At 48.6% G+C, this 12882-nt stretch carries 14 protein-coding genes and 1 pseudogene; 12 read left to right on the plus strand and 3 right to left on the minus strand.

Features of this window, described 5'->3' with window-relative positions:
- The first annotated feature begins 5 nt into the window (after nt 1-5).
- Entirely contained in the window at nt 6-494 is a 489-nt protein-coding gene (gene coaD, locus D5E69_RS09565) for a pantetheine-phosphate adenylyltransferase (protein WP_048004156.1), read from the plus strand.
- Nucleotides 495-579: 85 nt separating this feature from the next.
- Here the strand turns inward: coaD and ylbJ are convergent, their stop codons facing one another.
- A complete protein-coding gene (ylbJ, locus tag D5E69_RS09570; protein ID WP_048013041.1) occupies nt 580-1788 on the minus strand; it encodes a sporulation integral membrane protein YlbJ in 1209 nt (402 codons plus the stop codon).
- A gap of 163 nt (nt 1789-1951) precedes the next feature.
- Between ylbJ and D5E69_RS09575 the strand changes: the two genes are divergently transcribed.
- Nucleotides 1952-2731, plus strand: a complete 780-nt coding sequence (locus tag D5E69_RS09575; protein ID WP_048004154.1) for a patatin-like phospholipase family protein — start codon at nt 1952-1954, stop codon at nt 2729-2731.
- Between the two features lie 5 nt (nt 2732-2736).
- Nucleotides 2737-3789 (plus strand): SepM family pheromone-processing serine protease, encoded by a 1053-nt coding sequence (locus D5E69_RS09580; protein ID WP_048013042.1) that lies wholly within the window; start codon nt 2737-2739, stop codon nt 3787-3789.
- Nucleotides 3790-3800: 11 nt separating this feature from the next.
- Here D5E69_RS09580 and D5E69_RS09585 read toward each other — a convergent pair whose 3' ends face one another.
- Entirely contained in the window at nt 3801-5021 is a 1221-nt protein-coding gene (locus D5E69_RS09585; protein ID WP_048015527.1) for a nucleotidyltransferase, read from the minus strand.
- 240 nt (nt 5022-5261) lie between these two features.
- On the opposite strand from D5E69_RS09585, the gene D5E69_RS09590 reads away from it, so the two are divergent.
- From D5E69_RS09590 to D5E69_RS09605, 4 genes are all read left to right on the plus strand, one after another.
- The gene (locus D5E69_RS09590) at nt 5262-5804 is read left to right on the plus strand and encodes a YceD family protein (RefSeq protein ID WP_048004151.1); all 543 of its coding nucleotides are present in this window, start codon (nt 5262-5264) and stop codon (nt 5802-5804) included.
- Between the two features lie 60 nt (nt 5805-5864).
- Nucleotides 5865-6038 carry a 50S ribosomal protein L32 gene (gene rpmF, locus D5E69_RS09595; RefSeq protein ID WP_034755898.1) on the plus strand — a complete coding sequence of 58 codons (174 nt, stop codon included), beginning with the start codon at nt 5865-5867 and terminating at the stop codon, nt 6036-6038.
- Between the two features lie 84 nt (nt 6039-6122).
- Complete coding sequence (locus D5E69_RS09600) at nt 6123-6881, plus strand: enoyl-CoA hydratase/isomerase family protein (RefSeq protein ID WP_249931587.1); 759 nt, start codon at nt 6123-6125, stop codon at nt 6879-6881.
- A gap of 70 nt (nt 6882-6951) precedes the next feature.
- Nucleotides 6952-7548 (plus strand): RsfA family transcriptional regulator, encoded by a 597-nt coding sequence (locus D5E69_RS09605; RefSeq protein ID WP_048004150.1) that lies wholly within the window; start codon nt 6952-6954, stop codon nt 7546-7548.
- A gap of 51 nt (nt 7549-7599) precedes the next feature.
- Here the strand turns inward: D5E69_RS09605 and D5E69_RS09610 are convergent, their stop codons facing one another.
- Nucleotides 7600-8076: an N-acetyltransferase gene (locus D5E69_RS09610; RefSeq protein WP_048004149.1), complete on the minus strand. Its 477-nt coding sequence runs from the start codon at nt 8074-8076 to the stop codon at nt 7600-7602.
- A 195-nt stretch (nt 8077-8271) separates the two neighbouring features.
- Between D5E69_RS09610 and D5E69_RS09615 the strand changes: the two are divergent.
- From D5E69_RS09615 to D5E69_RS09635, 5 genes and pseudogenes are all read left to right on the plus strand, one after another.
- Nucleotides 8272-9626: pseudogene (locus D5E69_RS09615) on the plus strand (acetyl-CoA carboxylase biotin carboxylase subunit).
- Between the two features lie 15 nt (nt 9627-9641).
- Complete coding sequence (locus tag D5E69_RS09620; RefSeq protein ID WP_048004148.1) at nt 9642-9857, plus strand: biotin/lipoyl-containing protein; 216 nt, start codon at nt 9642-9644, stop codon at nt 9855-9857.
- A gap of 22 nt (nt 9858-9879) precedes the next feature.
- On the plus strand, nt 9880-11418 hold the full coding sequence (locus tag D5E69_RS09625) for an acyl-CoA carboxylase subunit beta (protein WP_048004147.1): 1539 nt from the start codon (nt 9880-9882) through the stop codon (nt 11416-11418).
- A gap of 178 nt (nt 11419-11596) precedes the next feature.
- Nucleotides 11597-12481 (plus strand): ketopantoate reductase family protein, encoded by an 885-nt coding sequence (locus D5E69_RS09630; protein WP_213085585.1) that lies wholly within the window; start codon nt 11597-11599, stop codon nt 12479-12481.
- Between the two features lies 1 nt (nt 12482).
- Nucleotides 12483-12869 (plus strand): DUF3397 domain-containing protein, encoded by a 387-nt coding sequence (locus tag D5E69_RS09635; RefSeq protein WP_048004145.1) that lies wholly within the window; start codon nt 12483-12485, stop codon nt 12867-12869.
- Nucleotides 12870-12882 lie beyond the last annotated feature (13 nt).

Here is a 12882-nt window from a genome sequence, read left to right on the forward strand (position 1 = left end):
GAACTATGACCAACATTGCAGTTTGTCCGGGTAGTTTCGACCCCATTACATACGGACATTTGGATATCATCACGCGCGGGGCGAAGGTGTTCGATAAAGTTCACGTCGTGGTGTTGAGCAACTCATCTAAGCAGCCTTTATTCAGCGTTGAAGAACGAATGGAGCTGATCCGTCAATCAACGGCTCATTTACCCAATGTGGAAGTGGCTTCCTTCCAGGGACTCCTGGTGGATTACGCCAAGAAGGTCCATGCGAGTGCCATCATCAGGGGACTGAGGGCCGTTTCCGACTTCGAGTATGAAATGCAGATCACTTCCATGAACCGCGTCCTTGAAGATGAAATCGAAACCTTTTTCATCATGACCAACAACCAATACTCGTTCTTGAGCTCGAGCATCGTCAAGGAGGTTTCGAAGTACGGCGCAGATATTTCGGAGCTTGTCCCGAAGCCGGTTGAAGAAGCTCTGAAACTGAAACACAAGCAGGCACTTTGATGCTTCTCACAACAAAATCCGAACGGAACCGATATTCAATGAATGCCGGTGGCCGTTCGGATTTTGTTTGTTTCAACCAGGATCTTCAAGGGGACCCCAGCCTTTTTGCGCATAGCAGGCAGTAGAGAAGCAGGCAGACGATCGTGAACAGGGGGCCTGCCTTCGACAGGATATCAACCGCATCGATCCAAAAGGAACTAGTCTGCTGAGAAATGACAGGAACTGCCCCTGTCGCTTCTCCATCTGCCACCCGGCCGAAAAGGGGTTTGAACAAGAAGATCGTGATGATGGCAGCAGCGACACCATGGAGGATCCGGGCAAAGAAAAACGGTTTAAACCGGATATCGGTCTCTGCCAATATGCTCGCCACCTGCGCCTGGATGCTGAATCCGCTGAAACCTAATAGAAAGCTGACCAGCACGGCCTGTTGAAACAAGCTCACCTCTCTCAATTCGCTCGTCATCTGTGAACCGAGGGTGATTTCGAATAGGCCCGGAATGACGGGGATGCTCAGGTTAGGCGGCAGCTGGAAGAATGAGAGCAGGGATGAGATGCCTGATGATAGTACTGTCGTGATATGCAAATGGTAGAGAACCTGGTTCAGTACAGAGAAAAGGATAATGAATCCTCCGATCATGAGCAGTGATTGGATCGAAGAAGATACGGCATCGCCAAGCAGCTTACCGAGGGGACGATGATCAGCCATCCGGCTCTCGTGAAGTCCTGCAAAGGCTTCTTTGACAGAGAATTTCCTTCGCGCCGACCGCACCGAGGCTTCTTGATCATTCCTCCCATAGAATCGCATCGTCAGCCCCACAACAACATTCCCTAGATAGTGGGAGAGGGCGAGGATGATGCCAAGGGAGGCATTCTGGAAGAACCCGGCCGATACTGCGCCAAAGATGAAGAGTGGATTGGACGAATTGGTGAAGGAAACGAGACGCTCCGCTTCAATCCTGGATAGCTGTTGTTCCTGACGGAGCCTCGCCGTGAGCCTTGCTCCTGCCGGAAATCCCGAAGCCATTCCCATCGACCAGGCGAACCCGCCGACGCCAGGCACTTTGAAGAGCGGTCTCATCAACGGTTCGAGGAGTATCCCGATCAACCTGACCACACCAAAGCCGATCAGCAGTTCCGATACGATAAAAAACGGCAATAAGGATGGAAAGACGATTTTCCACCAGATATCCAGCCCCCGGGTGGATGCTTCAAGCGATTCCCCCGGCATGGAAATCAGTGCGGCTGCCATCATGAGAGCCCCGCCTGATAATAATACGGTTTTCCATTTAGTCATAGTCAAACAATACCCTCCTAGAGCGTGCTGCCCTGTCTATGGATTTCCTTATAATGTGAAAGTTTGATAAAATAAAGGTAACTTGTCCTCTTATTACCCAATATACTCATAGCGCTTCGAAATAGACCATATGATGAACAAACAGCATGCGGAGGGGATCGCCATGAACAGACCGAAAGTTGGATTGGCCCTTGGCTCAGGAGGGGCAAGGGGGTTTGCCCACCTTGGTGTCCTGAAGGCTTTCGTAGACGAAGGGGTCCCGGTGGATATGATTGCAGGGAGCAGTATGGGTGCTCTGGTAGGCTGTTTTTATGGAGTCGGCCATCAAATGGAAGACCTTTACAAGCTGTCCACCACATTCAGGAGAAAATACTTTTTGGATTTTACCGTACCGAAGATGGGGTTCATCTCAGGAAAGAAAATCAAGGATTTCATCCGCTTATTCACCCATCAAAAAAATATCGAAGATCTCAACCTCCCCGTCCGTGTCGTCGCCACGGATATTACGAACGGAGAAAAGGTCGTCTTTTCGTCCGGTCCCATCGCGGAAGCGGTCCGTGCGAGCATCTCGATTCCGGGTGTGTTCGTACCTGAAAGAATCAATGGGAGGATTCTCGTGGACGGAGGGGTGATCGACCGGGTACCCGTATCCGTCGTGAAAGAAATGGGGGCGGATATTGTCATCGGAGTGGATGTATCCCACGTGAAGCGAAACGCCGACATCACGACTGTGTACGATGTGATCATGCAGAGCATCGATATCCTTCAGCTCGAGATTGTCGCGCACCGGGAGATCTCATCCGACTTCATGATCCGTCCCCATGTGGAAATGTACAGTACCAGGGCTTTCAAGAATATAGAGGAAATCATCGATATTGGGGAAGATGAAGCAAGGAAAATCATCCCCTCCATCAAAAAAGCACTGGATGATTGGAAGGAGTAGCAACAATGAAAATGAAGACGCTGATCAGGACGCTGATCATCATGACGGTCCTTATGGTAGCCGCATCATTCTATTATCTGCCATACTATGTGACAAAGCCGGGCGATGCCCATGAACTCAGTCCGATCGTAAAAGTCGAAGAAGGATATGATAGTAAGGGCGAGCTCATGCTTACAACCGTCAGGATGGGGAAGGCAAACATTTTTGCCTATATTGTGGCGAGCCTGAGCAAGTATGAGCATATCTATCCGGTGGATGAGATCAGGAGCCCCCACGAGACGGATGAAGAATACAATATCAGACAGCTGCAGCTCATGGCAGATTCACAGAACAATGCCATTGAAGTGGCATACAAAAAGGCAGGAAAACCATATGAATTCCATTATAAAGGGATCTATGTCCTCGGCATCTATCCTTCCATGCCGGCAGAAGACGTATTGAAAGCAGGAGATCGGATCACGAAGATCGATGATCAAGCCTTCCAATCCTCCAAAGAATTCATCTCGTATGTCGAAGGAAAAAAATCAGGAGATCAAGTCGCCATCACCTTTAAGCGGAACGGGAAGACAGAAACGGCTGAAGTCCCCCTGCAGGAGTTTCCTGATATGAAAGATAAAGTCGGTCTTGGGATCACCCTTACAGACGATAAGGAAATCATCACCAATCCGAAAGTGAAGCTGAAGACCGAGGATATCGGCGGTCCCTCTGCAGGCTTGATGTTCAGCCTGGAGATCTTTGATCAGCTGACGAAAGGTGACTTGACCAAGGGGCATGACATTGCCGGAACAGGGACCATTTCAGAGGACGGCACCGTCGGAAGGATCGGCGGGATCGAGCAGAAGGTTGTAGCAGCGGACAAAGCAGGGGCAGAATATTTCTTGGCTCCGGACGAAACCATCACAAAAGAAATGAAAAAGGAATACCCCGATTTGGAATCGAATTATAAGGGGGCCGTCAGAACGGCGAAGGATATCGATACCAACATGAAAATCATACCCGTCAAATCGTTCGATGAGGCTATCGATTTCCTTCAAACGTTAAAAGCAAAAAAAAGCTGATCCCTTTGGGGTCAGCTTTTTTGCAGTTGAAGGGGAGGGGTAGACCACTCCCTTTTCATGGCGACCATTCTGGCATCCATGTCTTTCAGGCCCATGGGGTAAATGCTCGAAGCCCTGATATCAAGGGCTGCCTCGACAGGGTCGGCACTTGATAGTTTGCTGATGAGTGGAAGGGAAATCTCTTTCTTGTGCTGCCGTAGATACTCACGGCCAGAGGCACTCATGGCAAGCAGTCTGATGTATGCCGGACGATCGCTACGGGCTCTCATTTCTTCTTTGCTGACGTTCATCAGGATATGAAGGAGCATCCTCTGTAATCTTGTCCATGTATACCGCTTCGTTTTCAACCTGTTCATACACTCGGAGAAGCTCGAAGATTGCCTGGCACATTCCACGATCCGGTTTTCAATCCCTTCTTCGATTTCATATATACTCCGTAGCTGTTCAATGGGAGTGGAGAGGATTTTATATTGAAGCAGCGGCCAATAGTCTTCCCATTGATGAAGAGAGCCATATGTATCTTCATACGCTTTAAGGGCCTGCATGCTTTCGGGTGGCATCAACGATCGGATCTTCTCCCGGTCCCCATCTCCGAAAAGGGCTTTCCTGATACTCGTTGCGCTTGCAATCGTAGGCGAAGCAAAATGCTCATCATGATAATCAGCTGACTTCCTCGTAACGGTATGAGCCTTCATCCCGCTATCGATCTCATTCCTTGCCTGGATATAGTGGAAGCCGAGGATATTATTCGGTTTGCTCAAATCAATGAAGGACTCCGACAAACCGAGTGACAGGAAGGCCCTTGAGAGGGCGGCAGGATAGCTCAACCCTTCCTTTGAATACATCTTGATGGCCGCATTGTAGTCTGCCTGCCTTGTTTGCAGTGCGTTCGCCGTTGCTTCGAACGTATCAATATCTCCATCTTCACTTCCGAAACAGAAGCTGGAGCATCCCAGAGAATCAAGCAGGGATATTGCTCCTTTAGCGAATACGGAAGAATGCTGGGTCGCAAAGCTGTATGGAAGCTCGATTACAAGGTCCACTCCAGCGTGCAGCGCCATGCCGGCCCTCTCCCATTTACCGAGAAGTGCAGGCTCCCCACGCTGAAGAAAATAACCGCTCATCACCGCCACGGTGACATCGGCACGCGTCAATTCTTTGGTCATTTCGAGATGATGCAAATGGCCGTTATGAAATGGATTGTACTCGACTATGATCCCAGTTGCATTCAATGTATCATCATCCTTTCCGTTTCGTAATGGATATCGGTGGTGCTTTCCTCTCCATTATACCCGAAGATCGCTCATCATCTTTAAAATGTGCCATAAAGGAATATGAGAAAATATTTGAAACCTGTCCGATATAAACGTTATAATAGCAACACTGACGTTGAAAAGCGTGTAAAGAAAAAATATTGACAAACGGTATTATGAAAGCTATAATTACCTTTGTTGCCTTGAGGTGATGACAAATTGAAATGGTCAATCATTCAATTACAAAAGTACAGAGATAAAGGAATGGCGATTGATGAAACGGTAGATCTCAACGATATTAAAGAGATTGATCCGCAAGTCATCGAAGTTTCACCGATCCATGTGACAGGCAGGGCCGACATCGCGTCAAATCGTGTCACCTTCCACCTGCATATCGAAGGGAAACTGGTCCTTCCGTGCTCAAGAACCCTTGTCGAAGTGGATGTGCCCGTCGACCTCCATACGATTGAAACGTATCTTCTCGATGAACGGGAGTACGACATGTATGAAGAAGAGGAAGTGCATCGCATCGAAGGGGACGTAATTGATTTAAAACCGGCTATAAGAGAATTGCTGATACTTGAGATTCCCATGCAGGTACTCAGTGATGAAGCGAGGGAACAGGATGAAATGCCTTCCGGTAAGGACTGGGAAGTAATGACGGAAGAACAGGCTCATTCTGTCGATAAAGAGGAAGAGAAGAAAGTAGATCCTCGTCTCGCTGACTTGGCAAAACTTCTTGATCAAAACAAGAAATCTTAAAAGCGAAGTACCAGTTCGTTCTGGCTTCATAGACGACTATCTTTTAAGGAGGTGGGAAGAATGGCAGTACCTTTTAGAAGAACATCTAAAACAGCAAAAAGACAACGTCGTACACACTTCAAACTCAGTGTACCAGGTATGGTAGCATGCCCAAACTGTGGTGAAATGAAACTTGCACACCGTGTTTGCAAAGAGTGCGGAACGTATAAAGGTAAAGAAGTAGTAAGCAAATAATTGCCGACTGCTGCAAAAGCGTGAAGAGACCATGGCTCTTCACGCTTTTTTGCATAGATAAAGGTTAATAAGGAGAGAACAGGATTGGAATCATTTAAGATACATACGAATGAAAGCGGAATCATGAAGTTCGTTCTGAATCGCCCGGAAAAGAGAAATGCCATCAATTTCGACTTGATCGAGGCGTTTTCCCAATGCCTGGATGAATGTGAAAAAGGGGGCGTGAAGTTGCTTCTGATAACAGGTGCTGGGAGGGATTCCTTTTGTTCAGGGGGCGACCTGTCTGCATTTAAAGGGCTAAAAACAGAGAAAGAGAGCTACGGCATGTTGAGGAAGATGGGGGATGTACTGATCCGTCTGGCTTTTCTGCCCGTTCCTACCTTGGCTTTGATCAATGGTACTGCGGTAGGTGGGGGCTGTGAAATCGCAGCGGCATGTGACCTGCGGATAGCGGCGGAAGATGTGAAAATGGGATTCGTCCAGGGAAGACTGGGTATTTCAACAGGATGGGGCGGTGGCACCCTGCTGCATGAGAGGATCTCTTCTCCCCGTGCCATGGAGCTGTTGATGACCGGTAATCTAAGGAGTGCAGAATCCTTGTATGACTTGGGATTCATCAATGCTCTCGTGAGTAACGGACATAGATTGGAAGACCACCCGATCGTAACAAGCATGGAAGAAAAGAGTATGGGGACCTTGAAAGCATATAAACAGCAGCTGCTCGACCGCTGGGACAGGGCTGCACTGACGGAGAATGTAGACAGGGAGATCCGGCGTTGTTCCGAGCTTTGGGCAACAGATGAGCATCATCAAGCGGTGGAAAGATTCTTGAACAAAAAGTAGGGGGACCGATTCTATCTACTCTAGTAAGGGCATAAGTATGGATATATGGATTTTACAGGAGGAGATGGAGATGTCTTCGAATAGACAGGATGCTTGGAACCAGGATGAGGATGTGTTGTTGGCAGAAGTGGTTTTAAGGTATATCAGGGAGGGGGGCACACAGCTCCAGGCTTTTGAAGAGGTGGGGAAGAAACTTTCGAGGACTTCGGCAGCCTGCGGATTCCGGTGGAACTCGTTCGTACGCAAGCAATATAAATCAGGAATCGAGCTTGCGAAGAATCAGCGGAAACAAACCAAAAGGGGTGCACCTCCAGCTAAAAAAGAAGCTTCTCCTGAAGTGGAACAGATCAAGGAAGCGACTGACCTGTCGGTTGAGAGCATCATTCACTATTTGCAACGAGCGGAGGAGTCTGTGCGTCATGAAGAAGAGATCCGGAGCGAGAATCAAAAACTCCTTCATCAAATCGACCAGCTTCAGGAGAAAATGAAAGAAATCGAAACGCAGCTCTATAATTATGAGTCAAAATATTCCCTGCTTGAAGAGGATCACAAATCCCTTCTGGCTATATTCGAAAAAGCAAGGAAGATGGCCCTTCTGCAGGGAAATGAAGATAAGGTCAAATTCCAGATGGATAAAAACGGGAACCTTCAGCGACTGAATAAGTAGAAAAAAATCCGAACCACCGGAATGCCGGGAAGGTTCGGATTTTTCGTTCGGTCAGCCGTGCTTTTGTTCTGATACTCCTTCAGGAAACCATACCATGGGATTCTCGCTCAGATCACGTTCCACATCGTATGTTACCTGATGAAAGTCCATCCTTTCCCAGAACCCCTGGGACTTTATGCGGGAATTCGTCTTGATCGGAAGACCGAAGCTTTTGGCAAATTCCACAAGGATGCTGCCGTATCCTTTGTTCTGATACTTAGGAAGGACTTCAAGCTTCCACAACTCAAGGTAATTTTGAGCTGGATCGAAGTACTGATCGAACCTTGCATCACGCTGGTAAAGACTCATGCGGGCAACCAGTGTGTCGCCGAAATAGATTCCATAAAACGGAGATTCACTATCGTTTTCAATGATATTTTCCTGAAGGTCGTCGAGCATGGATAGCTCTTGTACACCGTATTCTTTAAACTTCTTAAACTCTTCAAGAGTTTTGTAATTGACTTTCAGCTTCTCTACTTTATTTGCCATTTGAAATCCCTCCTGAAACATTTGAATGATTGCGGATGATCCGCTTTCAATGTATTTACCCTTAATTGCCCGATACATTATTATTATATAACAAATAAACAAAAAATTCTGCACTCAAATGAGAAAACGTTTACATTTTAGAGAGGAATTCCACGATTTTTGTAGAATTCCTACTAGGAAGGAGGGGGAGAGATGATACAGAAAATACTCATCGCCAATAGAGGGGAGATCGCTTCACGGATCATTTCCACCTGCAAACAGTTATCGATCGAAACCGTAGCAGTCTATTCAGATGCAGATGCAGAGATGCCGTTCGTCAAAGAGGCGGACCATTCATTCAGGATCGGAGAGTCTCAAGTGAACCGTTCATATCTGATGATGGATACGATCGTGGAAGTGGCAAAACGTGAAGGGGTGGATGCCATCCATCCTGGTTATGGTCTGTTATCTGAAAATGCTTCATTTGCCAAGCTGGTAGAAGAAGAGGGGCTCATCTTCATCGGTCCTCATTGGAAAACCATCGAGGTCATGGGCGATAAAGTGAAGGCCAGGAAGATCATGAAGGATGCAGGCGTACCTGTCGTACCCGGAAGTGAATCAGGTTGTGCATCGATTGAATCAGCAAAGCTCCTTGCCGCTGAGATCGGTTACCCGGTCATGCTGAAGGCGAGCGGCGGGGGCGGGGGCATCGGGATGATCCGGTGTGCCGATGAGCAAGCGCTCGTTCAACATTTTGATTCGACCCGGAATCGTGCAAAAGCGTATTTTGGGAACGACGAAGTATTTCTTGAAAAATGTATAGATGAAAGCCGGCATATCGAGGTGCAGATCTTCGGGGATCAACGGGGGAATCTTGTTCATCTGTTCGAAAGGAACTGCTCCGTCCAACGGAGGAATCAGAAGGTGATTGAAGAATCTCCTTCACCAGCGCTTTCGGAAAAGACCAAGGAGTTGATGCTTTCCGCGGCAGTGAAGGCAGGGAAAGCCGTCGGTTACACCAATGCCGGAACCGTGGAATTCATCGTGGACCATGATGAACAGTTCTACTTCCTTGAAATGAATACACGTCTTCAGGTGGAACATCCGGTGACCGAAGCCGTGACGGAACTTGATCTTGTCAAATGGCAGCTGAAGGTCGCTCAAGGGGAAGAACTGCCCATCTCAGCTCAGGAGGGGATATTCTCAAGGGGCATGCCATCGAGTTCAGGATCTATGCCGAAGATCCGAAAACGTTCTTCCCGTCCCCGGGTCTCCTTGCCACACTCGAGTGGGGAGAAAAGCAGGACGGTGTGCGAATCGATGCGGGTTATGCACAAGGGAACAAGGTGACACCGTTTTATGACCCTATGATCGCCAAGTGCATCGTAAGTGGGCAGGACCGCAAGGATTGCATTGAGAAAGCTAGGAGACTTTTCGGCGGGGTGGAGATCCAGGGGGTCAAAACCAATCTTCCCCTCATCCGGGAGGTATTATCGGCCGATGAGTTCGTCGGTGGGGGTTACTCCACCAAATGGCTCCAGGATTACCTGTCTGCACAACAACAATCATAACGAGGAGGAACTTATATGAAAGAAATCAAAGCCACCATGGCAGGCACTGTATTGAATGTATTGACGGAAACCGGTAAAAGCGTTTCAGCGGGAGAAATGGTACTCATGCTTGAATCCATGAAAATGGAAATACCTGTCGAAGCGGAAGCTGGCGGAACGGTTGCCGAGGTGAAAGTGAATATCGGTGATTTTGTGAATGAAGATGATGTGCTGATTCTGCTGGAAGACTGATATTCATATTCGAGGAGGTGTAATGATGACATCAAAAACGACCGAGAAGCTTAAGGAATCAAGGGAAAAGATCCGTGCCGGGGGAGAAGAGAAGTATCATCAAAAGCTGAAGGATCAAAACAAGCTGTTCGTCCGTGATCGCCTGCAGCAGCTCTTCGATCAGGGGGCCTATCAGGAGGACGGAATGTTTGCAAATTCAGCCGCCGATGGTCTTCCGGCTGATGGAGTGGTGACGGCCATCGGTAAAGTGGGCGGACAGACCGTCTGCGTCATGGCCAATGATTCTACCATCAAAGCCGGTTCATGGGGAGCAAGGACCGTTGAAAAGATTATCCGTATCCAGGAAACGGCCATGAATCTGAAAGTCCCGATTCTCTATCTGGTGGATTCTGCCGGGGCAAGGATCACCGATCAGCTCGACATGTTCCCGAACAGGCGTGGGGCTGGACGGATTTTTCATAATCAGGTGAAAATGTCCGGCATGGTGCCTCAGGTGTGCCTCCTTTTTGGACCTTCCGCAGCCGGGGGAGCATATATCCCCGCCTTCTGTGATCTGGTCATCATGGTGGAAGGGAATGCGTCCATGTATCTCGGGTCTCCGAGGATGGCTGAAAAAGTCATTGGGGAAAAGGTGACCCTTGAAGAAATGGGCGGTGCGAGGATGCACTGTTCCGTAAGCGGATGTGGTGATGTGCTCGCTTCATCTGAAGAAGAAGCCATCAGGGAAGCGCGCCGCTATCTTGGGTATTTCCCCGCAAATTATCAGCAAAGGCCTGCTCTGATCGATGGAGGAGCGCCAGATGCGTCCAAGACCCTGGAAGAGTTGATCCCTCAGCATCAAAATGCCCCGTTTGATATGTACGACGGGATTCATGCCCTGATCGACGAAGGAACGTTCTTTGAGGTCAAGAAATTATTCGCTCCCGAACTCATTACTGGGTTTGCCCGCTTTGATGGCAGGGTCGTAGGGATCATTGCCAATCAGCCGAAGGTGAAGGGAGGGGTCCTTTTCCACGATTCCGCGGATAAGGGGGCAAAATTCATCCAGCTCTGTGACGCCTTTCATATTCCGTTGTTATTCCTGGCCGATGTACCAGGCTTCATGATCGGTACGAAAGTGGAGCGGGCAGGAATCATCCGCCACGGTGCAAAGCTTATAGCGGCTATGAGTTCAGCCACGGTTCCGAAAATTTCTGTCATCGTACGTAAAGCCTATGGAGCCGGCCTTTATGCCATGGCAGGTCCTGCATTTGAGCCTGATGTGTGCATCGCTCTTCCGACGGCCCAAATAGCCGTAATGGGACCGGAAGCTGCAGTCAATGCGGTCTATTCTAACAAAATTCAGGCGATTGAAGATCCTAAAGAGCGTATGGCCTATGTCCATCAGAAGCAGAAAGAGTATCAGGAGCATATCGATATTTATAAGCTTGCCTCCGAAATGATCGTTGATGAAATCGTAGCTGCAAATGAACTGCGATCCGTCCTCATCCAGCGATTCGAGATGTACCAAACAAAGGACGTCGAGTTCAGCCATAGGAAGCATCCGGTTTATCCTGTTTGATGGAACGGTGCGTCATGCCCGGAAAGAGTCCCTATTCTTCTCAGGAAGAGTAATGTCTCTTCCGGGTTTTTTATCGTATATGCGTGGAGGACTTTCAGTCGTTCGGCAACATGAAACTTTTGTATGAAGAATGAGAAATATTTGGTAAAATGAGTGTACATTGAAAGGCGGGGATCGGATGGATATCGGGATCATAGGGGCAGGGGCAGTCGGGCTTTTGTTCGCCGGCTATCTTGGTAAACGGCATAACGTGACAGTCTATGCAAGGAGAAAAGAACAAAGGGAACAGTTGGAGGCCTATGGTGTCACAGTGTGGCGCGAGGGGAGAAGAGGGCAGACCGATGTGCAGGCAAAGTCTCTCAGCGCGCTTGACAGCTGTCACGATCTTGTCATCCTTGCCGTAAAGGGGTATGACCTCGATGAGTCACTGTTCATCACCGTCCCTACAGAGACCCCCCTCCTGTTCCTCCAAAACGGAATCGGTCATATGGATCTCCTGAAGACGCTTCCTTACGACACCGTGATGGCGGCATCGGTCGAACATGGTGCACTGAAGGAGAATGAACATACCGTCTTACATAAAGGAGTGGGCGCTACGAACATCGCCTTGGTACGGGGGGCATCCGGTCCGCTGCAGCGTCTGCTAGAAGAGAAGGATGCTGCTTTTCCTTTTGTAAAAGAGGATGATTATGAAGCGATGCTTCTCAGGAAGCTGTTCATCAATGCCATCATCAATCCACTGACGGCCATTGCAGGCTGTGTGAATGGAGAAGTGGCATCGAATCCATATTACAGCGCACTTATCGAACAGGCCTATGGAGAACTTCTTCATCTTCACCCCCACATGGAAGAAATGATTTCCCTCGAAGACATTAAGAGAGTATGCATGAATACCGCGCAAAACCGGTCGTCCATGCTAAAGGATGTAGAAAACGGAAGGATGACCGAGATCGAATCCATCCTTGGGGAACTAGTCCGTAAGACTTCGCCACGGGATATACCGGTCATGAATACGCTCTATCTCCTCGTGAAGGGGAAAGAATCAGCAGGGAGGATGACATAAGATGGCTTCTGCATTTTCTATTATCATGGCGCTCATCGTCCTTATTCCGTTCGCGGGCTATTTCATCAGCTTCATCTTGGCCAAGGAGCTGACGGGAAGTCATCGGAAAGCCGTCCACATCTCCGTCGATATCACCACGATCCTCCTGATGATCTCCGTCCACTTCATCATCATAGCCATTTGGGGTCAATCGTATTTCTGGCTGATACTGTTGACCGTACTTTGTTCGGCATTATTCTTCACCATTCTGTACTGGAGGTTGAAAGGGGAGGTCGATTACCGGGGAGTGATCAGGGGGACGTGGAGACTGAATTTCCTCTTGTTTTCCATGGCCTATCTCGCCCTGATGGTGACGGGCCTCGCTCTTCGGGTCATGGAATCCACCTGATCCGCATCTTTTT

This window comes from Rossellomorea marisflavi, assembly GCF_009806575.1.
Taxonomy (GTDB): domain Bacteria; phylum Bacillota; class Bacilli; order Bacillales; family Bacillaceae_B; genus Rossellomorea; species Rossellomorea marisflavi_A.

What these genes read in the sequence shown, in the direction of transcription:
- coaD (WP_048004156.1), top strand. Translation starts at nt 6, where the DNA reads ATGACCAACATTGCAGTTTGTCCGGGTAGTTTCGACCCCATTACATAC.
- ylbJ (WP_048013041.1), bottom strand. Translation starts at nt 1,788, where the DNA reads ATGACTAAATGGAAAACCGTATTATTATCAGGCGGGGCTCTCATGATG.
- D5E69_RS09575 (WP_048004154.1), top strand. Translation starts at nt 1,952, where the DNA reads ATGAACAGACCGAAAGTTGGATTGGCCCTTGGCTCAGGAGGGGCAAGG.
- D5E69_RS09580 (WP_048013042.1), top strand. Translation starts at nt 2,737, where the DNA reads ATGAAAATGAAGACGCTGATCAGGACGCTGATCATCATGACGGTCCTT.
- rpmF (WP_034755898.1), top strand. Translation starts at nt 5,865, where the DNA reads ATGGCAGTACCTTTTAGAAGAACATCTAAAACAGCAAAAAGACAACGT.
- D5E69_RS09605 (WP_048004150.1), top strand. Translation starts at nt 6,952, where the DNA reads ATGTCTTCGAATAGACAGGATGCTTGGAACCAGGATGAGGATGTGTTG.
- D5E69_RS09610 (WP_048004149.1), bottom strand. Translation starts at nt 8,076, where the DNA reads ATGGCAAATAAAGTAGAGAAGCTGAAAGTCAATTACAAAACTCTTGAA.
- D5E69_RS09620 (WP_048004148.1), top strand. Translation starts at nt 9,642, where the DNA reads ATGAAAGAAATCAAAGCCACCATGGCAGGCACTGTATTGAATGTATTG.
- D5E69_RS09625 (WP_048004147.1), top strand. Translation starts at nt 9,880, where the DNA reads ATGATGACATCAAAAACGACCGAGAAGCTTAAGGAATCAAGGGAAAAG.
- D5E69_RS09630 (WP_213085585.1), top strand. Translation starts at nt 11,597, where the DNA reads ATGGATATCGGGATCATAGGGGCAGGGGCAGTCGGGCTTTTGTTCGCC.
- D5E69_RS09635 (WP_048004145.1), top strand. Translation starts at nt 12,483, where the DNA reads ATGGCTTCTGCATTTTCTATTATCATGGCGCTCATCGTCCTTATTCCG.